This window comes from Candidatus Binataceae bacterium (genome assembly GCA_035508495.1).
In the GTDB taxonomy this organism is placed as follows: domain Bacteria; phylum Desulfobacterota; class Binatia; order Binatales; family Binataceae; genus JASHPB01.
In genome coordinates this window covers 58,597-79,883 of record DATJMX010000006.1, presented here as the reverse complement: position 1 = coordinate 79,883, position 21,287 = coordinate 58,597, and the positions used below count along the sequence as shown (strand labels likewise).

The 21,287-nt window shown below is 61.4% G+C and carries 14 protein-coding genes; 9 read left to right on the top strand and 5 right to left on the bottom strand.

The window, feature by feature from the left end; all coding sequences use genetic code 11:
* Positions 1-41: 41 nt before the first annotated feature.
* Positions 42-1,202 carry a cobalamin-independent methionine synthase II family protein gene (locus VMA09_02500; protein ID HUA32449.1) on the bottom strand — a complete coding sequence of 387 codons (1,161 nt, stop codon included), beginning with the start codon at positions 1,200-1,202 and terminating at the stop codon, positions 42-44.
* Positions 1,203-1,335: 133 nt separating this feature from the next.
* On the opposite strand from VMA09_02500, the gene VMA09_02495 reads away from it, so the two are divergent.
* Positions 1,336-2,100 carry a glucose 1-dehydrogenase gene (locus tag VMA09_02495; GenBank protein ID HUA32448.1) on the top strand — a complete coding sequence of 255 codons (765 nt, stop codon included), beginning with the start codon at positions 1,336-1,338 and terminating at the stop codon, positions 2,098-2,100.
* Positions 2,101-3,498 carry an amidase gene (locus VMA09_02490; protein ID HUA32447.1) on the top strand — a complete coding sequence of 466 codons (1,398 nt, stop codon included), beginning with the start codon at positions 2,101-2,103 and terminating at the stop codon, positions 3,496-3,498.
* A 17-nt stretch (positions 3,499-3,515) separates the two neighbouring features.
* Here the strand turns inward: VMA09_02490 and VMA09_02485 are convergent, their stop codons facing one another.
* Complete coding sequence (locus tag VMA09_02485; GenBank protein ID HUA32446.1) at positions 3,516-4,724, bottom strand: serine hydrolase domain-containing protein; 1,209 nt, start codon at positions 4,722-4,724, stop codon at positions 3,516-3,518.
* A 145-nt stretch (positions 4,725-4,869) separates the two neighbouring features.
* Here VMA09_02485 and VMA09_02480 point away from each other — a divergent pair, with 145 nt between their 5' ends.
* On the top strand, positions 4,870-5,601 hold the full coding sequence (locus tag VMA09_02480; protein HUA32445.1) for an alpha/beta hydrolase: 732 nt from the start codon (positions 4,870-4,872) through the stop codon (positions 5,599-5,601).
* Here VMA09_02480 and recD read toward each other — a convergent pair.
* Genes recD through VMA09_02465 form a run of 3 tightly spaced genes read right to left on the bottom strand, consistent with a single transcriptional unit; the run spans position 5,598 to position 14,382 of the window.
* Entirely contained in the window at positions 5,598-7,568 is a 1,971-nt protein-coding gene (recD, locus tag VMA09_02475) for an exodeoxyribonuclease V subunit alpha (protein HUA32444.1), read from the bottom strand. The genes VMA09_02480 and recD overlap by 4 nt on opposite strands.
* Positions 7,565-10,783 carry a UvrD-helicase domain-containing protein gene (locus VMA09_02470; GenBank protein ID HUA32443.1) on the bottom strand — a complete coding sequence of 1,073 codons (3,219 nt, stop codon included), beginning with the start codon at positions 10,781-10,783 and terminating at the stop codon, positions 7,565-7,567. The genes recD and VMA09_02470 overlap by 4 nt, the downstream gene beginning before the upstream one ends.
* Complete coding sequence (locus VMA09_02465) at positions 10,780-14,382, bottom strand: exodeoxyribonuclease V subunit gamma (GenBank protein HUA32442.1); 3,603 nt, start codon at positions 14,380-14,382, stop codon at positions 10,780-10,782. Before VMA09_02465 ends, VMA09_02470 begins: the two co-directional genes overlap by 4 nt.
* A 172-nt stretch (positions 14,383-14,554) precedes the next feature.
* Here VMA09_02465 and VMA09_02460 point away from each other — a divergent pair, with 172 nt between their 5' ends.
* The 6 genes from VMA09_02460 to VMA09_02435 are packed head-to-tail and all read left to right on the top strand — an operon-like array spanning position 14,555 to position 21,287.
* Positions 14,555-15,763 carry an LLM class flavin-dependent oxidoreductase gene (locus VMA09_02460; protein ID HUA32441.1) on the top strand — a complete coding sequence of 403 codons (1,209 nt, stop codon included), beginning with the start codon at positions 14,555-14,557 and terminating at the stop codon, positions 15,761-15,763.
* A 14-nt stretch (positions 15,764-15,777) separates the two neighbouring features.
* Positions 15,778-16,269, top strand: a complete 492-nt coding sequence (locus tag VMA09_02455; GenBank protein HUA32440.1) for a hypothetical protein — start codon at positions 15,778-15,780, stop codon at positions 16,267-16,269.
* A 17-nt stretch (positions 16,270-16,286) separates the two neighbouring features.
* Positions 16,287-17,261 (top strand): hypothetical protein, encoded by a 975-nt coding sequence (locus VMA09_02450; protein ID HUA32439.1) that lies wholly within the window; start codon positions 16,287-16,289, stop codon positions 17,259-17,261.
* Positions 17,262-17,277: 16 nt separating this feature from the next.
* Complete coding sequence (locus VMA09_02445) at positions 17,278-18,747, top strand: aldehyde dehydrogenase family protein (protein ID HUA32438.1); 1,470 nt, start codon at positions 17,278-17,280, stop codon at positions 18,745-18,747.
* A 14-nt stretch (positions 18,748-18,761) separates the two neighbouring features.
* Positions 18,762-19,823 carry a maleylacetate reductase gene (locus tag VMA09_02440; GenBank protein ID HUA32437.1) on the top strand — a complete coding sequence of 354 codons (1,062 nt, stop codon included), beginning with the start codon at positions 18,762-18,764 and terminating at the stop codon, positions 19,821-19,823.
* 21 nt (positions 19,824-19,844) lie between these two features.
* A complete protein-coding gene (locus VMA09_02435) occupies positions 19,845-21,287 on the top strand; it encodes an amidohydrolase family protein (protein ID HUA32436.1) in 1,443 nt (480 codons plus the stop codon).

The window sequence follows — 21,287 nt, the reverse complement described above, 5'->3', positions numbered from 1 at the left end:
CGCGCGCCGTATTTCCGATCGATGCGGCGCGCGCTTCGAACTCAGAACAATCGCTTGCTGGCGAGGTCGGCGCCGTCACGCATCGCACGCATCTTGGCCCACACAACTTCTTCCGCGACTTCGCCAAGGCCGGCCGTCGTTTCGAATCCGCAATCAGTGCCGGCCAGCACGCGGCGTGCGTCGCCGGTCGCCTCGGCGGCGCGCTCGAGCCGGTCCGCGATCACCTCGGGATGCTCAACGTAGTTGGTCTTGGTGTCGATCACACCCGTGACGAGCAGCAAGTTGTGCGGCATTTTGAGCCGCTTGAAGTATCGATACTCATGCTGATGCCGCGGGTTCGCCGCTTCGAGCACCAGCGCCCCGACCTTGGCCTCGTAGAGCAGCGGCAGGATCGCTTCGAGCGGCACGTCGAGGTCATGCGGCGCCTCGTAGTTCCCCCAGCATACGTGCATCCGCACCCGATCCGGGGTGATGTTCGCGATTGCGCGATTGGTCGTTGCGATATTCAACTCGACGTACTTCAGGAACTCGTCGAGCGTGCGATCGGCGTACGATGTGTGGCGTTCCATCGCGAGATCGGGGCAATCGAGCTGGAGCACGAAGCCCTGCGCCGCGATGTATTCGTATTCCGTGCGCAGCGCCGCGCCGAGCGCGTTAACATACGCTTCATAATCTTTGTAATGATCGTTGAGCATCGCCGACGCGATGATCCCCGCCGACGGCGCGGTCATGAACATCTCGGCGAACTTGAGCGGCTGCTCCGACGCAATGCGCCTGGTCTCTGAGCATTCAAATTCAAGCGCAGATCGATCGCGATAGGCCACATCCGCTATCGCCTTGGGCGAATGCAGCAGGTCAACCATCTCGCGGCTGAAGTCCGCCGAGCGCATCTTCATGAAGGTCGGATACTCGACGAGATCGCGCATGATCGGACGCTCGCTGCGCCCGCCGAAACCGCTCATGCGATGTTGCACGTAGGTGAAAAAGCTCTCGCGCGCCTGCTCGCCGTTGTTGCCGATGTCGATCCCGGCGTCGAGTTGATTTTTGATCACGCGGCGGGTTGCGTTTTCGATCGCTGCCGCAAAGGCCTGCTCGTCAACGGTTTCGCCGCGGCTTTTCTTCACGAACATCGCGGTCAGGTCGGCGGGGCGCGGCAGGCTGCCCGCATGCGTGGTCAGAATGCGTCCTTCGCTGCGTAACATATCAACTCCTCCAATCGATCCCCCGTCGCGCGAGAGTTAGCAGAGAAGCGAGAATGCGGCCACCGCGCCACTTGGAGAATTCGTCGCTTAAGTGGCAGACTGACGACGATTCGAATCGACGGAGAATTTTGCGATGGCATCAATGCTGAGCGGCAAGAGTGCAATCATTACCGGCGCCGCATCGGGTATCGGTCGCGCAACCGCGCTGATCTTCGCGCGTGAAGGCGCGCGCCTGATCATTGCCGACGTGAGCGCCGAGGCCGGCGACGAGACCGCCAGGATGGTGCGCGACCGCGGCGGCGAAGCACGCTTCGTGCGCTGCGATGTATCGAAGGCCGCCGACGCCGACGCGATGGTCGCTGCGGCGGTGAAAGCCTACGGCCGCCTCGATTGCGCGTTCAACAACGCCGGCATCGGCGGCGCGCAATGCAAAACCGCGGACTACGACGAAGCTGAATTCGATCGCATCATCGCCATTGATCTGAAGGGCGTATGGCTCTGCATGCGCGCCGAGATTCGCCAGTTCCTCGCGCAGAAGTCTCCTGGCGCGATCGTCAACACCGCCTCGGCGGCGGGGCTCGTCGCGTCGCATTCGATGCCCGCATATACCGCCGCGAAGCACGGCGTCGTCGGCCTCACCAAGTGCGCGGCCCTTGAATACGCGCGCTCGCAGATTCGCATCAACGATGTGTGCCCGGGAGTAGTCGATACTCCGCTGGTCGAGGAGATGGTCGCGGGCCGGCCGAAGCTCGCGGCGCGCCTCGATTCGGTCGAGCCGGTCGGACGCAAAGCGCGGCCCGAGGAGATCGGTGAGGCGGTCGCATGGCTCTGCTGCGACGCGGCGTCGTTCGTAACCGGCACTTCGATGTCCGTCGACGGCGGACTCACGGCGCAATAGGTGACGCTCGATCCTTACATAGAAGCGTGGCAGTTGCGCGATCTCGTCGTGCGCGGCGAAGTGCGCCCGCGCGAGGTCGCCGAATTTTTTCTCGCCCGCATAGAGAAGCTCAATCCAGCGCTCGGCGCGTATATGACGATCACCGCCGAGCATGCGATGGCCGACGCGGCGCGCCTCGAAAGTATACGCTCGAGGACCGCCGAGCTGCCGCTTTACGGCGTCGCGTATTCGCTGAAGGATCTCACGCCGACGCTCGGAATCCCGACCACGCTTGGATCGCATAACTTTGCCGACAACCTCGCGCCCCAGGAAGCGAGGATTGCAGCGCGGCTGCGCGACGCGGGCGGAATCTGGCTCGGCAAGACCACGACGCCCGAATTCGGCGCACGCCCGACGACCGAAGGCGGGCTGTGTCCCACCGCTCACAATCCGTGGAATCTCGATTTCAATGCGGGCGGATCGAGCGGCGGCGCCGCGGCTGCGGTGGCGGCAGGCCTCGGACCGATCGCCGAAGGCAGCGACGGCGGCGGCTCGATTCGCGGGCCGGCCTCGAACTGCGGCGTCGTCGGGCTGAAGCCGTGCCGCGGCAGGATCACCTACGCACCCCATCGCGGCGAAGCGTGGGGCGGCTTCGCGACGCGCGGCCCGCTCGCGCGCAGTGTTCGCGACGTCGCGCTGATGCTCGATGTAATCGCGGGACACGTGGTCGGCGATCCCTACTGGGCGCCGCCTCCGACGCGGCCGTTTGCCCAGGCAGTTCAGGTTATTCCGCGCAATCTCAAGCTCGCTTCGATCGCGACGTCGAAACTGGGCGAGGTCGATGACGACGTCGCGCGTGCCTTCGAGGAATCGTGCCGCGCGATACGCGAGCTCGGCCATCAGGTCGAACCGATCGATCTTTTTCCCGGCGCGCTGCTCGTCGATTGCGCGCGAATTCTGATCTGCGTGGGAATCGCGGCGATTCCGCTGGCGAATCCCGAGCGTGTCGATCCCGTCGTGCGCCAGATGCACGAGTATGGAAGCAAGGTGAGCGCCGCCGAATACGTCAATCTCGTCGCAACGATGCACAACATCGCGCGCGGCATCGTCGAGCGGCTCGACCCGTATGACGCCCTCTTAACACCGACGATGACGCGGCCTGCGATGCGCAACGGCGCCTTCCCCTCACAGCCCGATCGCTATCTCGATGAACTGTGGACCTGGATCGCGTTCGAGTTTCCTTCCAACGCGACTGGACAACCTGCGATCACCGTACCCGCAGGATTCAGCCGCGCCGGATTGCCGATCGGTTTTCAAATCGTCGGCCGACCGCACGGCGAGTTCGAGTTGCTCGCTCTCGCCGCCGCCTACGAGCGCGCCCGCCCCTGGTCGCATCTGCATCCGCCGCTGTTTCCCTGACAGCGAGCAGAAGATCGTCAGTCGTCGAGCGCCTGGTACGCCAACGTCCAGAAATCCTGGTACACCGGCGAGAACGCAGGATACTCTCCGCGTTGCGTCATCAGGATCGCAATCGTGTCCTCGCGAGGATCGTTTGCCCACGAAGTGCCGAAGCCTCCATCCCAGCCGTAGCGTCCCGGCACGGCCCAGAGTTCGTCGCGTGCAGTCACGATCATCATGGCGAACCCCCATCCGCGCGTTTCGAATTGTCCGGGCGTGAGACCCGACACCGCTTTCTGCTGCGGCGTCAGTTGATCTGCCGTCATTAGCTCAACTGAAGGCCGCGACAGAATGCGGCCGCTGTCGCAGCCGCCTTTGTTCAGCATCATACGCGCGAAGGCATAGTAGTCGTCGACAGTCGAGACGAGCCCCGCGGCACCGTCATGGAATGCCGGTGGACGGTTCCACTTGCTGTCATCGATGCCGTCAACGAGTTCGAGCGCGCCACTCCTGGGACTAATCCAATATGATGCTGCGAGCCGATCCAGCTTCGCAGGCGGCACGCTGAAGCTGGTGTCCTTCATCCCGAGCGGATCGAAGATGCGCTCACGCATAAATGTTTCGAGCTGCTGTCCCGAGGCGCGCGCAATCAGAACACCAAGCACCGACGAGCCGACGTTGTACATCCAACGTTCGCCTGGCTGATGCATCAAGGGCAACGTCCCCAGACGCCGCAGCCATTCGTCGGGATCGATCGGCGTCGCTTGGTCCGGTGGACCAAATCCTGTGATTTGCAGTTCCTTTATCGCCTTTAGAATCGGGTACTGATTGGACGGAGCGAAAATCGCGCCAAGTCCCATCCGGAACGTGAGCAGATCGCGCAGCGTGATCGGGCGACTCGCCGCGACCGTGTCATCGAGCGGCCCGTCTATACGGCGCAAGACGCGGCGGTTCGCGAGCTCGGGCAGGAACTTGTCGACCGGTTCATCCAGACGCAGCCTGCACTCTTCAACGAGGATCATCGCGGCAACCGCCGTGATCGGCTTGGTCATCGACGTGATGCGAAAGATCGTGTCGCGGCCCATCGGATCGGAGCCGCCCAGCGTTTTCATTCCGACCGCGTCGATGTGCACCTCGCCGTGGCGGCACAGCAGCGTGACCAGGCCAGGAACGTTGCCGTTGTCGACGTGGCCGCGCATCACCTCGCGCACCCGCGCGAGGCGGGACTTGGAAAATCCGTTACTCATGGTCTACTGAATGCTCCTTTTGTCCAGCCTCTCGCAGTTGATCGTTTCAAGCATATTTAACTATTGGGTTAAAGACGTGGGATGCCCCGTGGAGTCAAGCTCGCGCGATTTTCTGCTATGAATCGGTTTTGAGGAGACCCATTTCATGCCGACCTTCAAGCGTAATGACGTTTCGCTCTACTACGAAGAATTCGGATCCGGCTTTCCGATCCTGCTGTTCGCGCCGGGCGGGATGCGCTCGAGTATCGACTTCTGGCACAAGAGTCCGTTCGATCCGACGGTCGAGTTCGCGTCCGACTTCCGCGTGATCGCGATGGATCAGCGCAACGCCGGCAAGTCGATCGCGCCAATCAGCGCGAACGACGGATGGCACACCTACACCGAAGATCACCTCGCACTGCTCGATCACCTCGGCATCGACCAGTGCCACGTGATGGGCGGATGTATCGGCGGCTCGTACGATCTGTCGATCATGAAAGCGGCGCCCGCGCGAATCGCGTCGGCGGTGCTGCAGCAGCCAATCGGGCTCAGCCCCAACAATCGCGAGCTGTTCTTCCAGATGTTCGACGGATGGGGCAAGGCGTTGAAAGACGCACGGCCCGAGATCGACGCAGCGGCGTTCAAGCCGTTTCGCGATCGCATGTACGGCGGCGATTTTGTTTTCTGTGTGACGCGCGATTTCGTGAAAAGCTGCAAGATCCCGATGCTGGTGCTGTGCGGCAACGACGACTATCACCCGCTGGAGACCTCGACCGACATCGCCAAGCTCGCGCCCAACGCGGAGATCATCATGAACTGGAAGGCGCCCAATGACGTGCGCGACACTGTTGCGCGCGTGCGCGAGTTCCTGCGCGCTAATACTCCGGCGAAGAGTTAGCTCGCGGCAAACAGCTCGCGCAGACCCGAGTAACGCTGGGCGGGAGCGGCGATCGCCTCGTCCAGCACCGTCTCGCTCCCGGCGATCACGACCGATCGGCGCGCGCGGCTGACCGCGGTGTAAACGACCTCGCGCGTGAACAGCGAAATTCGCGACTCCGGCAGGATTAGCGCGACGGCATCGAACTCGGAGCCCTGCGCCTTGTGCACCGTCATCGCGTACGCGAGTTCGAGCGCGTCTCTGATCATATCAACGCGAAAAGCGGCGAAGTTGTCGCGCCGGGGAAACACCGCCATCAGTGGCGCCGCGCCGCCCTCCGCGCGGCGCACGCGCAACGCGATCCCGTTGTCGCCGTTGAAGAGCATTCGTTCGTAGTCGTTGCGAATCGCGATTACCGGCTCGCCGGGAAGGAGTCGGTCGTCGGCCCGAAAGCCACCGCCGGCCGCCCGCCGATGCATCGCGCGGTTGATCCAGTCGGCGCCAGTCTCGCGCGCCCGCGTCACGGTGAGAATCCGCGACGCCGCGACGAAATTGAACAGCCGCCGCAGGCGCTCAACGTCTTCAGACCCAAACCCATCAGCACCTTCGACATAAGTCGATCGTTTGAGCTCGGCGATCGTCGCGTCACCCGCGATTCGCTCGGCGTACCATCGATCGAAAAAGCCCTTCATCGCGGGCCGTGTCGAATCGAGCATCTCGACGCCGCTCATCGCGAGATCGTCCGCCGAAGATCGACGCGGCACATCGTCTCCCGCCGCAAGGCCTTCGTTGATGCGCCTGGCGACCGTGAGAATCGAGTTGCCTGCGGCGTCGGACGATCGCATGCGAAAATTCTGCACGAGACGCCGCGATTGTTCGCTCGCGGCGAACTCACGGAACACGGCGCCGGCCGCGACCGATGGCAGTTGGTCGGCATCGCCGAGCACGATGAGCCGCGCCCCTTCGTCAATCGCACCGACCAGGCGTTCCATCAGCGCGAGATCGAGCATCGACCCTTCATCGACGATCACCAGCCGCGCCGCGAGCGGATTGTTGCGATGATGGCGATAGCGCTGCGAGCTGGGCGAGTAGCCAAGCAGTCGATGCAACGTCGTGGGCTCGATTGCGGCATCGCGCAAAGCGCGATCGATCGCGTTCGGCCTGGCGGGCGAATTGAGAGCGCGGACGATACATTCGCCGATTCGATTCGCGGCTTTGCCGGTCGGCGCCGCGAGTGAAATCGCATGTGGATCGAGCCCCAGCCGAACCATCAGCCGCAGGATCGCGATTACGATCGAGGTCTTGCCGGTTCCCGGTCCGCCCGAAATCACCGTGAAGCGCTGGCGCGCCGCCGCTGCGATTGCGGCGCGCTGTTCGCCTGACAGCAGGACCATGCCGCTCTGAATCGCAACCGGGATCGCGCAAACCTCGTCCGCCTTAGACGCGCATTCGTCGCTCGAGAAGAACGGCGTCGGCTCGCTGCTAATCATCGCGCGGATTCCCTGCGCCAGCTCGCGCTCGGCCGCGCGCAGCTTGCGCATATAGATGAACGGCTTCAAGTACACGAGCGGTTTGTATTCGTTCTCGTCGCGCGCGATCGTTTGCGTCGCGAGATTCCCGTCGAGCAATTTTTCGATCGCCGCCGCAAAGCGCTCTGGCGCTTCGCTTCCGAGCTTAGTGTCGGCGAGCGCGCGCAGCATCGGCTTCAGCGCCGCGGCGCCCGCGCTCCCTGTCACGGGAAAGCAAGTGCTGCCGTCCGCGAGAGCGCCGAGCACGACGAGTACGAGCGCCATCAACGCATCGCGCTGCTCCGGCGTGAAACTCGTTTCAAACGACGCGATCTCAGCGGCGATTTGAACCGCATCGCGAGAAAGATTCAGCGACTCGGCGAGTGTGGCGAACGCCTCGAGCGTCGTTGCATCGCCGCCACTTCGATGCTCGAAGCGCTGCCACGCCGACTCGATAACCTGGACTCGCGGCGCGCTCATGCTGTCGCTCCCAACTTCGCGCCCAGTTCGCTCACATAGCCGCAGACTTCGCTCCAACTCGGCCGGTGAAAATAGATGCCCTGCCTGCCGCCCGCGCGTGCGATGCCGCGAAGGAAGACGTAAAGCAGGCCGCCGAAACGGCTCTCGTAATCGCGCTCGTCGCGGATACCGAGCAGGCGCACGACGCCGATCGAATAGATGAGCTTCTGATTTTCGTAGCGCCCGCGCACGACGCGCTCGACCGCATCAGGCGCATACGAATCCAGCAGATCGCTTTTCCAGTCGGCAAAATAGATTCGGCCCGCCTGACGAAAAACGAAATCGACGTAGCCCGTGACGAAGCCGCGCTCGGTTCGCCACTGGCCGTCGCTTGGCGCGGCAAACCGCGGATGCGCCCGCTCGGGGATCGGGAACGTGAATTCCATCTCGCGCGATTCGTCACACGCGCGCAGTCCATTAGCGACGGTCTGTCCGCCAAACTCGATCGGCGCGCAGAGCGTGTTGAACACGATCTCCTGGGCGCGCGATGCCCATCGCGGATCGAGGACCTGGCGGAGCCTCATAGTGCGCTCGATCAAGTCGCGAACCTCCGCCCGCGCTTTCCATTCATCGAACCCGCTCGAATGCTCGAAGCTCTCAAAGTCGAGCTGCTCGATCACTTCGTGCAGAAAAACGCCGACGTTCGCGCCGCCTACGAGATCGTCAGCGACGATTCCCGGCTCCGCTTCGCTATCGCGTTTGAAATCCTCGACGTCGACGTCGCGGACGCCGCGCGCGAGCGAGGTGTAGGATTCGATCCTGAGCCCCGCGCGCCTTCCCCGCAGCGCGCTCAGATCCGAAGCTGATTTGTCAAAGCTCGCCTCGAGCAGAGCCGGTGGCGGCCGCCAGCTTGTAAACATATTGTCGTCTGGCACCGCGGCCGCGTCGTCATGATCGACCCTGCCACCGATATCGACGCCCGCAATCAGCGCCTGCTCGCGATCGTTAGCAATCGGAAGCTCTCCCATCTGCGCCAGACGCCTATTCAGATGCTGATAGTAGCCGTTCGCCTTGCGCTGCAGCGATCCTTCGGGGAAAAACGGCAGGTACATTCGCAGCCGCGCCCGCGTAATCGCCACATATGACAGCCGCCGATCTTCGTCAGCCGCCTCGCGATCGATCGGCTCTTTCGCGGCGGTCTTTTGCGCTTTTCCGATCGCCACACGACGGGTTTCGTCCTGGTGATAGATCCAGACTTGCTTCTCGTTGTCATTGCCGGAATGAGAGCCGCCAAACATGAACACCACGTCGGCTTCGAGGCCCTTGGCCTTGTGAATCGTCATGATCTGAACAGCGGCGCGCTCGCTCTCCAGGCGCTGCACGTTTCGATCACTGCCGGGAGGCAGCGCGCGCTCGTGGAAATAATCGTCGAGCAGCTCCACCAGCTCGGCGAGCGAGAGCCGCTTCGCAGCGGCCTGCTCCAGGAGGATCTCGAAGATCTGCTGGTAGTTGGTGAGCTCCCGCTCACTATCAGATAGCAGGAGTTCGCGATCGGCGACGCCGCTTGCGTAGAGTAGTGCGTCGAAAAGTTCCGCGAATCGCTCCGCATCGGCGAGCGATTTCCATTGCATCAGGCGATCGTTCAGCGGATGTGACGGGTCAACATCGAGCAGCCGCGGCAGCTCCGCGAAGGGTATTGCAAAAAACGGCGAGGCCCACGCGCGCAGGCGGTTCGAGCGCCGCGACGGATCGGCGACTCCAGCCAGCACATCGAGCACGTCGGAAGCCTCCGCGGTCTGGAACAATCCCTCCTGCTTGTAGAAGGCAAACGGCACGCCGCGCGCGCGCAGGTATCTTCCAGCCTCCTCGCTCTCTCGCGTCGTGCGCGTCAGGACGAAAATCTCGTTGGGGCTGACCGGCTTGGCGGCGACACCGTGATCGCGAACCTCGATCACACGGTCAGGATCCTTCAGCAGGGCGTGGATCTCATCGGCGATAAAGGTGCCGAGCGCATGCCGGGCTTTTCCCGCGCTGGTGCCGTCCGACGCCAGGCGCACAACGACGACCGGCACGATCTCGTTGCCTGCGGTACTCGCGCGCAGCTCGCGTTTACCGCATTCGACCGGATGGTCGTATGCGATATCGATCGTGGCGCTTGAAAAAAACGGCTCGGGGGCTTTTTGATCGAGGATCAAATTGAGCGCCTCGATCATACGCCCTGTCGCGCGAAAGTTTTTCACCAGCGGCACGACGCCGATCGTGTGCGTCAGCTCGCGGCGCGCCGCCACGTACGCGTGCACATCGGCGCCGCGAAACGAATAAATCGATTGCTTGGGATCGCCGATCAGGAATATGGGATTCGCGCCGCCGCTCTCAACGAACACGCGCCGGAAAATCTCCCATTGCAGATCGTCGGTGTCCTGGAACTCGTCGATCAGCGCGTGGCTGTAACGCGCGCGTATCGCCACAACCAGCGCCGGCCCCACTTCGCCGCGCAGCGCATCGCGCACGCGCGAAAGCATGTCCGCGTAGTCAAGCGTGCCACGCTCCTGTTTCATCTGCTCGAGGCGCGCCGTAATTTGCGGCAGGAACGCGCGGACAACGCGGGGCTCCAGCGCCTCGCCTTCAACCGCCGGCAGATCCATTTCGAGACAGCGCGCCTGATGCGCCTGATAGAGCAGCTTTTCGAGCTTGATCAGATTGCGATTTTCGTCCTCGAGCCAGGTCTCGAGCAGCCCGCGCGGTTCATCTTCGCGCGCGAGCGTCTCGCGCAGCGCCGCCCGCATCGCCTCGTGAAACGCGCGCTGACCGTCAACGAGTTCGAGCCCGAAACGCGCGCCCGTTCCGAAGGCCAGTTCCGACAGCACGCGCCGACAGAAACTGTGAATCGTATGAATCGGCGCGCTATCGAACGCGACCACAGCGCGGCGCAAGAGCTCGAGCTGCGCGCTGCCGAGCTCGATCGTTTCGGCATCGGACTCCGGGTGCATCTCGTCGCCGCGCAGAATCCGTTCGAGCACGCCGCGGATCCGGCTCCGCAACTCGCCGGTTGCTTTTTCAGTGAACGTGACAACGAGTATCCGATCGATCGACGCCGGAGTTTCGAGCAGCAGCCGCGCGACGAGGTGCTCGATAGTAAAAGTCTTGCCGGTGCCGGCGCTCGCTTCGATTATCGCGTTGCGATCGAGCGCCAGATTGCGCACTGTGCGAGGCTGCGTGTACGCGAGCGCCTTCACTTCCTGCGCCTTCCCGTTTCGAAAATCGCCGCGATTGGAACGTATCGTCGCGCGAGAATCTGTCTGATTTGCTCGTCGTCGGGCGGCTCGAAGCGCCGCGCATTACGAATCGGTCCATAGTCGGAAGCGCACGAGCCGAAATCGTTATCGCGTATGTCGACGACGGTCTGTTGCAGGTCGCGCGGCGGCGCGCCTTTTTTCGGTTCCTTGAGGCACATCTCCGCCGCTTCGATCGGAAAGAAATAAAAGTTCTCGCCGCTCAACAAGTCCGATACCAGGGTGGCAAGGTAGGTGCGCGCGTCTTCCTGGCTCGGCAACGGCAGCTCTCTGACTGATGGTTTGAGGGAATTGCTCGCCTTATCAACGCCGCCGCAGAGGGTGATTGCACGAAACTCGGAGGGCATCGGCTCGCCCGCTGCGGCAAGGACGATCGCTCCCAGAGCCATCGCAACGAAATCGCGAGACTTGCTATCTTTGCGCAGCGTGCCCTGGAATGAAGCGTCGCGCGCTCGCGAGAAGCGCCCGAGTCTTCCGTAGAGGCGCACACGCTGAGTGACACGGGCACCGTCGGGTCGAGTCGCTTGAGCCTCGATAACTAGCGGATCGAGAATCGTGCTCGGGCGCGCGAACTCATCCGCCGGGCCGAGCCGGATTTCTTCCCAATCGCGGGAAATGTCGAGGCCCGCGCAGACGAGTTGCTCGCGCCATCGCGCGAGCAGCGCAAGATCGCGAGTCTGAGCAGCGGCGCCAAACGATCCAGCGGGCGCGCGCCCTTGCATCTGCGCGATACTGAACGCGCGCTCGTATTCGCGCGCGGCGAAGGCAAAGTCGCCGCGCGCCGCCCAGAAAACCTCGCGCATCAGGACCGTGTTATCCATGCGTGGGATTTCGAGTGGCTCGTCTTCGGCGGCTTCCTCGCTCTCATCTTCCTTCATTCCGAGTGCGTAGCGCGCGGCGCCCTGCAACGGGCATTCGAGGAATTGCCGCAACGCTGAGATCGGAATGCGCAGTTCGTCGGGCGCGGTTCCCGCCGCCGCTGCAGGAGTGGGCAGCTCAATCAGGCGCAGCTGCGCTCGAAGCGCGGCGCTGAGTTCAGGATCAAACCGGGAGAGAACCGTTGCGCCTCGGGCGGGGAGCGAAGCACCCGCGCAGTGCGCGATCAGATCGCGGCGCAGCGCCGCCATCCGTGCGCCGCGGCGCGCCGCTGAGTCGAAGCTCTCGCCCTCGACCGTCGGCCGGTCCTCAATCGCTCCGGCGAGTTCGGGAAAATATTTCTCGTCGTGCTTGCTCACCCGATGATCGATCGTGAGCGTTTTCAAAGTCTCCGCATCCACATACGAGCGCAGGATCTCGCGGAACTCGCGAATTGCCGAGGACGGCTCGAGCAGATCGCCCGTCTGTGCGTCGCGCGAAGCATAAGACAGCACGAGCCGCTCGCGCGCGGCGAGGATTGTCTGCAGGAACAGGTAGCGATCGCGATCGGCGGGCGAGACGTCGCCGGCCATCCGCCGCGCGCCGCGCAGATCGAGAGGATCGCGCCGCTCGCGCTCAGGGAAGATTCCCTCGCCGAGCCCCAGCAGAAAAATCACCTTGAACGGAAGCGACTGCAAAACCGCAAGCGAGCCGACCGCAACGCCGCGCCCGCTGAGCCGCGCCTCCTCGCCTTCTGCCGTCGCGATTTGGTCGCGAGCCAGGATGCGCGCGACTTCATACGATACCGGCCCGGTCGCAAGCTCGTGATGCGCGATCGACTCGATCGCGGCAAGACATCGCGCACGCACGCTCTCGTCGTCGGCATCGCCGAGCGGAACGTAGGCCGCGATAAATTCGATCAAGAACCTCGACCACTCTTGCAGCGGCATCCGCTCCGAGCGCATCCGAATCGCGTCGGCGATGAGGCCGCGCGCCACCCGTGCCATCCGCGCCACGTTTTCGATTTCGTCCTGCGGCAGATCCAGCGGCAGCAGACGCGCGGACTCGCCGGCTTCGAATAGCCGCTCATCGCCCGCCCGCTCCTCCATGAAAATTCCAAGCGCGAGCCGTTTGAGCGCCTGGTCCCAATGGTAAAGGCCGCGAATATAAGTGTTGCCGAGATCGGCGTCGTCGGCGCCGAGGTAAACCCCGAGCGCGCGAGTCCATGCCGGCCACTGCTCGCTCCCCGACTCGACGCCGCGGCGCGCGATCGCAGGATGGGTCATCAGGCGCAGCATCTGATCCCGCGAGAAGCGGCCAAGCGGCAAATCGAGCATCAGCTCGATCGCCTCGGCGACGCGGCTGCGGCTGGCGTAGCTGCGGCTGACGATATCGATCGGCAAATCGTGAAGCCGCTGAAACACGGCCTCGATGTGCGGCAAATACAAATCCCGCGACAATTCAGGAATCATCACGGCAATCTCGTGGAATCGCAGTCCGCGATCGTCTCTTTTGACGAGCGACCAAATCCGATTCGCGACGATCTCGACTTCGCGCGGCACGCTGGGACAGGCGAGAAATCTGATCGATGCGTCATCACGCATGCCCACACCAGTCGCCACGGGTTCGGATTGAGCGCTGCGCAGCAGGATGTCGTTTTGCACGCGATGCAGTAGCGAGTCCTCGCTCGCTTCCACAAAATGCGGCTCGAATTCACAATCAGTCAGCTCGTTGAGGAGCCTGATATATTCGCGCCCCGGACGACCCCAATATTGAAGCGCGAGCGTGTCGGCGTCCTGCAGCTTGAACGGATCGTCGGAATTATCGAGCGCGGCGCCGAGCCGAACTCCACGCCGCGCCCAGTCATTGCGCACCGCGCGGCGCGAAGTGTCGAGGTCCTCCCAGAACTCGAGGCACGGGTTGAGCGCGTAAATCTCAACGTCCATCACCTGCGCGAGACGGCGGAAGATCCGCGCGAATGCAGTGCCAACGTAGGCAAGGCCGAATATGTGAATCGTTCCGCGCCCGGCTTCGCCGAGTCGACGGGGATCGGCCACGGTGATCGCATCCGGCAGCATCATCCAATGATCGCCCGGAGTCGCGACGAATTGAGATCGCAGGCATCGGTGCTCATCGAAAATCGCGCGCCACAATTCGCGTTGCCATTGTCCGGTCTCGTCACTGCCCGCGAACGGCGCAGCAACACCCCGGCGCCATGCGTCGAGCACCGCCTCACGCGAGATTGAGTACTCGCGAAAGAGCGACGCGATTCTGCCGCTCAGCTGTATCGCGCGCGTCTCGAGATCGGCGGGAGTTCCGGCGCCGGCTCTGATGTAATCGGCCGCCGGCTTCATTCCGCCATCGCCGCCGCCAATCGTCGCTCGCAGTACCTCGAAGATAACGATCTGAAGCTGGTCGCCTTCGACAATTCGAAGTTCGGGCTCTGCCTCTTCGATCAGCCGGCGAAGAAAACTGCGCAGAAAAGGGAAGCGGAGATTCGCCGCGACGCCGATTTGCTCGGCGACACGAAACTTGATGAATCGCTCCACGACCCGATTCGGAACGATAATCTGAACCGGTGCGAGTGGGTCGTTTCGCTGTGCCCGCGCGATCGCATCCGCGAGCGGATCGATTAGCGCGTCGAGGCGATTCGAGTAGTGAAGCCGGAGCATTTGCGATTCGTCCACGAGTCTATATCTTCGCCGCCGCTCCCGCAGCCGGAGCTTCAAATCTCATCCACAGCGATCTTCGTTCGTCGGGATACGGCGCGCGTTTGACGCCGGGGCACATCCGCGCTAGCGGTCATCGCATAGGTATCAGTACGTATATCAACCAATCGGTTGGGAGGTTCTAAAGCGCGTGAAGATTGGCGGGTTCTACGAACATCAACTGCCGCGGCCATGGGCGCCGGATTCGGAACATCGCCTGCTCAAGAATGCCATCGAGCAGGTCGAGCTCGCCGATCGATGGGGCTACGACTATGTGTGGGCGACCGAGCATCATTTCCTCGAGGAGTATGCGCACTCGTCGGCACCCGAGATTTTTCTTGCCGCCTGTGCGGCGCGCACGAAAAATGTTCGAATCGGTCACGGCATCGTGCAGATGCCGCCCTACATCAACCATCCCGCGCGTGTTGCGGAACGAATCGCGACGCTCGACCTGATAAGCGACGGCCGCTGCGATTTCGGCACGGGCGAAGGTGCATGCGAGGTCGAGCTCGGCGGATTCAACGTCGCGCAGGAAGACAAGCGCACGCAGTGGATGGAAGGTCTGCAGGCCGTCACCCGGATGCTGGTCGAGGAGCCGTTCACCGGCATCGAGGGCAAATTCATCAAGGCCGCCTCGCGCAACGTCGTACCCAAGCCGCTGCAGAAGCCGCATCCGCCGCTCTGGCTTGCGTGCTCGCGGCGCGAGACGATTCTGCTGGCGGCACGCCTCGGACTTGGCGCGCTGACGTTCGCGTTCGTGTCGCCCGAGGAATCGCGCCAGTGGGTTCGCGATTACTACGCGACGATCGAGAACGAATGCGAGCCGGTTGGCTACGCCATCAATCCGAATATTGCGATGGCGTGCCCGTTCCTTTGCGATCGCGATGAGCAGATGGTGCGCGGCGTGGCCGCTGAGAATCACGGCTTCTTCATGTACGGCCTCGGGCACTATGCATTCTTCGGTCAGCATGAGCCCGGCAAGACCAACTTGTGGGAGAGCTACAAGAACCAGGCGTCAAAGCCGGTAGTAAACGATCCACTCGCCTCCGGAGCCGGCGCACAGAACTGCGTCGGCACCCCTGAGCAGATACGCAGTGCGCTTCTGAGTTTTGAGGCATCCGGAGTTGACCAGGTGTTGTTTCTCTCTCAAGCCGGGAAAATCCCGCATGAATTGTTATCGTCGTCGATCGATCTGTTTGGCCGCGAAGTATTGCCGGAAATCAAGGAACGGGACGCGCGGCGCCAACGGGAAAAGGCCGCGCTCGTCGAGCGGCTCTCCGAAAAAGCGATGAAACGCAAAGCCAGAATCGAGATTCCGCCTGGATATCCAACCGTCGTGCGCGCCGCGGGTCATCATTAAGCGGAGGATTTATCATGTCCCGGCAGACACGATTCGGATCGCTTAACAACTACGAAAAGGGCGGCGTCCAGATAATCAATGACGATCCGAAGAACTATGTATTTTCAAATATCTTCGAGGTGGCGTCGAAATCCGAACCTTACGAGAAGGTCGCCGTCGGTAAGAACCTCAAGTATGTACTCGAGGCGATTCGCGCCGAGGGCACTTCGCCCTGGTACGCCGCCGGACACGACGAAGCCGCAATCGTGATGGACGGCGAAGTCGAGATTCGGCTCATGAAGCCCGATGCTCCGCTGGTCGATGAGAATCACGAAGGCACGACGATGCTCGAGGGCAGTCCCCGCGGAAAGCGCATGGGATACATCGTCGCGCGCCGTGGTCACATGGCGCTCTTGCCCAAGGGCTCCGCGTATCAGTTTCACGCGACCAGTCCGAGTGTTGTGCTGTTGCAAACGCTACAAGGCGATCTGACGGCGGAACGCTGGAATGAGATTTGTCAGAAGTGACGATTCGGGGAATTGCAATGGCTGAAACAAAGGCACCGCAGGACGTGAACGATTTCGGCTACCGGCCGTTCTCGCTTGGAAGCTTCCAATTCGAGCGCGACGAGTATTTTGCGCACATCTCATGGCCCGGTGGCAGCCATACAATGCAGGTGGACGCGTTCCTGCGCGCGCTGATGCGGGATATCTCCTGGAACTTTTTCTACGGTATAGTCAATTTTGATTCCGTCTTCGGCACCACTAACCATTACGGGAACGTTGACGTCTTTGCCGGACTGTATAATGCCGGCTACAAGAGTCAGAACAAACAATACGTAGAAAATTTCAAGAGCGAACAGGTGCGCAATTTGTTCGCGTCGATGCTCGAAGACTGGACGAACGCGGATTTCGATCCTTTTGCAGCGCCCGCCGAAACCTCGTCGCCATTCGGACCCAAGCGCGGCAGCAATCAGAAGGCAATTTCACGCCAGCGCCTCGTGGCCGATCGCATGGTCGGCCTCAAAGGCGATATTCCCAAGCGCTCCGATGCCGCCGGCAATCCCGTTAACCGTCAGTTCACGGATGTGAATCAGGACGAACCGGAAGTGCATGCGGAACCCGGTTTCGAAAATGAAGTTCACGCGTTCAACTTCTTCGCCTACGTATCGCGCTCCGACGTGACGTGGAATCCCTCGGTTTGTTCGGCGGTGAAGGAAAGCCAGGTTTGTGCGACCACCGAGGAATTCATGTTGCCAATCATTCACGGTAACGATCGCGTCGAATGGTTCGTGCAGCTCACCGATGAGATTCAATGGGACGTACAGGATCGCGAGAGCGGCGCACCGCGCGCGCGAGTTATTATGAAGCCCGGCGACGTCGCGGCGATGCCGGCCGATATTCGCCACCAGGGATACTCACCGAAGCGTTCGATGCTGCTGGTGTGGGAGAATAACGATTCCACATTGCCCGAGTTGTACGCGAAGAAAAAGTTGAAACCCAACCCGGTCGATTTCTAGTTGGTTCGAGATCGATATGATTCTTCAGACCCGGCTCTTCATCGGCGGCGAATTTGTTGACGCGCTCGACGGCGGCAGGATTGAAAGCCTGAGTCCGCATGACAACTCGCGGCTCGCACTGGTGGCCGAAGCGCGTGCCAACGATATCGATCGCGCAGTAGATGCGGCGCAGAAAGCATTTCCGGCGTGGCGCGACATGGCAGCCGCCGATCGCGGCCGACTGCTGCTGCGCCTTGCTGACGCGATAGAAGCTCATACGAATGAACTTGCGGAAGTAGAGTCTCTTGATACCGGCCATCCGATTCGCGACGCGCTCGGACTCGATGTTCCACGCACGGCGGCAACCTTTCGCTATTTCGGCGGCATGGCCGATAAGCTTCAGGGAACTGTAGTTCCAGTTGAGCAGGGATTCCTCAACTATGTATTGCGGGAACCGATCGGAGTAGTTGGGCAGATCGTGCCGTGGAACTTCCCGATCATGTTCACGAGCTGGAAAATGGGCCCGGCGCTCGCCGCGGGCAATTGTGTAGTGCTCAAACCCGCCGAGTTGACGCCGCTCAGCTCACTGAAAATCGCTGAACTCATCCGCGAGGTCGGATTCCCGCCGGGAGTCGTAAATATTGTCCCCGGATACGGTCCAATCGCCGGACAATATCTCGCTTCCCATCCAGGTGTGCAAAAGATTGCGTTTACCGGTTCGACTGCGACTGGAAAGAAGATCGTTGAAGCTTCGGCCGGTAATCTGAAGCGCGTGCAACTCGAGCTTGGTGGCAAGGGCGCTAATATTGTTTTCGCTGATGTCGATTTGCCCTCGGCGATCGGCGGTAGCGCCTTTGCTATCTTCCATAACCAGGGACAGGCCTGCATCGCGGGCTCGCGCCTGCTGCTGCACGAAAAGATCGCCGATCAATTCCTCGACGGATTTCTCAAACTCGCGGCGTCGATTCGTATCGGCGACCCCTTAGACCCCACTACCGAGATGGGACCGCTCACTTCGACGATGCATCGTGATCGAGTACTGGGATACTGCAAAGTAGCACGCGATGAAGGTGGCGAAGTCCTTCTCGGCGGCAAGGCTCCATCGGGAGCGGCATACGATCGCGGCTGTTACGTGATGCCGACAGTAGTGCGCGCGCGCCCGGGTGATCGCGTTTGCCGGGAAGAAGTATTTGGCCCGTTCGTGACGGTCACTACATTCAACGACGAAGAAGAAGTTATCGCGATCGCGAACAGTACCGTCTACGGACTCGGCGGCGGTCTGTGGACCCGCGATCTCAGTCGCGCGCATCGGGTGGCTCGCGCGATGATAAGTGGCATGGTCTGGATCAATTGCTACAAGCGTGCGAATCCTGGGTCACCATTCGGCGGGGTGCGTAGTTCGGGATACGGCCGTGACATGGGTTTCGAAGCAATCACTGACTATACCAGCGCCAAGTCCATCTGGGTAAACGTGGACGCGAAGATCCCACCATTTTACCGGCGCTGATCTTCGAAAGTCGGATGATACCTTTTGTCTATCAATCGCTGCCGGCTCGTGTGGTTTTTGGTGTCGGCTCGCTCGGCAAATTACCCGAGGAGATCGCGCGAATGGGCGCGGAGCGCGCGCTCATTCTCTCCACCCCGGAGCAGCGCCGCGATGCAATAGAATTGACGCGGCGCCTCGGTAAACGAGCGGCGGGGATATTCGATCGCGCGCTGATGCACGTGCCGCTCGAAACGGCGAATGCCGCTCGGGTTGAGGCCGAGCGAATCGGCGCCGATTGTTGTGTGACGATCGGCGGCGGTTCGACGACCGGGCTTGCCAAGGCGATTGCGCTGGTGTCGGATCTGCCGATTCTCGCAATACCTACTACATATGCGGGTTCCGAGATGACGCCGATTTGGGGCCTCACCGAAGATGGCATCAAGAAGACGGGCCGCGATCCGCGCGTGCTGCCCAAGACCGTCATTTATGATCCGCTACTTACTATCACGATGACGCCGGCTCTTTCCGGCGCCAGCGGCATCAATGCAATCGCGCACTGCGTCGAAGCGCTCTACGCCGAAGATCGTAATCCGATCATCTCGATAATTGCCGAAGAAGGAATTCGGGCGCTGGCAAAGAGTCTTCCGATTGTCGCGCGCGAGCCGAGCAACATCGGTGCCCGAAGCGACGCGCTCTATGGAGCGTGGCTCGGCGGAACCTCACTTGGAGCGGTAGGTATGGCGTTGCATCACAAGCTCTGCCATACGCTCGGTGGAACGTTCAACCTGCCGCACGCCGAAACCCATACGCTGATTCTTCCTCAAGTTGTCGCTTACAACGCCGTTGCGATACCGGAAGCGATGGCAAGAGTCGCAGCGGCCCTCGGGACAAAAAGCGCAGCCGCCGGCTTGTACGACCTCGGCGTCGCAGTCGGGGCGAAAATGTCGCTCCGCGATTTTGGAATACAGGCAAGCGACCTCGATCGGGCCGCTGATCTCGCAGTGCAGAATCCGTACTACAATCCTCGTCCAATTTCGCGAGAAAGAATTCGAGTGCTTCTGGACAATGCCTATCACGGTCGCAGGCCCGAGGCTTGAGCGAGGATCAATCGAATCGCAATGACAACCAAAACCAAGTCGGCAATGATTCGCGAACGGCTCTCTCACCCCATAGTCGATTCCGACGGACACATCGCTGAGTTTGAGCCGGCCTACTTTGATTTTCTGAAAAAGGTTGGCGGCACGAAAGTCGTCGATCGCTTCAAGTCACTGCCCGACAGTCCTTTCGCGTTCAGGTGGCATCGCCTGTCGCCCGCCGATCGACTCGACATGCGAGTGCCGCGGCCACAATGGTGGGTTCATCCGACGCAAAATACTCTCGACCGCGCCACCAGCTCGCTTCCCCACCTTTTATATAAGCGCCTCGACGAGATGGGACTCGATTTCGCAATCATCTATCCCAGCATGGGGATGTTCGTGCTGCACTATCCTGAACCGGAATTACGTCTGGCCGGCTGCCGCGCCTACAACGAGCTGCATGCACAGATCTTTCGCGAATACTCAGATCGGATGACGCCGGTCGCGTTGATTCCGATGCATTCGCCCAAAGAAGCGATCGACGAACTCGAATACGCAGTATTGAAGCTCGGACTGAAGGCGATCCTGATGCCGTCGTTCGTGCGCCGGCCGATACCAGCCGTGGCGCGAAAGACACCCGAAGCGGCCCGCTATGCATACTGGCTCGATAACTTTTGTCTGGACAGCGAACACGACTACGATCCGGTGTGGGCGAAATGCCTCGAGCTCAAGGTTGCGCCGACGTTTCATTCACCGAGTTCCGGCCTTGGGATGCGCGCGTCGGTATCGAACTTCGTTTACAACCATATCGGCCACTTCGCCGCGTCGGCAGATTCAATCTGCAAAGCGTTATTTCTCGGCGGCGTAACGTCTCGGTTCCCCGACCTTCGATTCTCTTTCATGGAAGGCGGCGTTGGCTGGGCATGTACGTTATTCAGCGATCTGATTAGTCACTGGGACAAGCGGAATCTCTCGGCAGTTGCATCATGCGATCCTTCGAGGCTGAACGATGCGCAATTGGTTTCCCTGTTTCGTGAGCATGGCGGTGAGTACGGCGCTGTGGCTTCGCAGCTTGGCGAAGACAAGTCAGACCTGCTCTGGGGCGCGGCGGTCGATCCGGGTGATCGTGACGAGTTCGCTCGCTGTAATATCACGAGCAAGCAGGACATCCGCGATCTTTTTGTGCCGAAGTTTTTCTTTGGATGCGAAGGTGACGACAAGTTGACTGCGCTCGCGTTCGACAGTCGAAAGCTCCCGATGCGCTCGCGACTGGCCGCCGTCTACAGCTCCGATATCGGTCATTTCGACCTGCCTGACATGCGCGACGCCGCTTGCGAAGCGTATGAGTTGGTCGAGGATGGGCTAATCACGAATGATGACTTCCGCGACTTCGCGTTCGTCAACCCGGTGCGCGCAAAGACCGATGTCAACCCGGATTTTTTCAAAGGCACTCGTATCGAAGACGACGTGAAACGGATTCTCTGA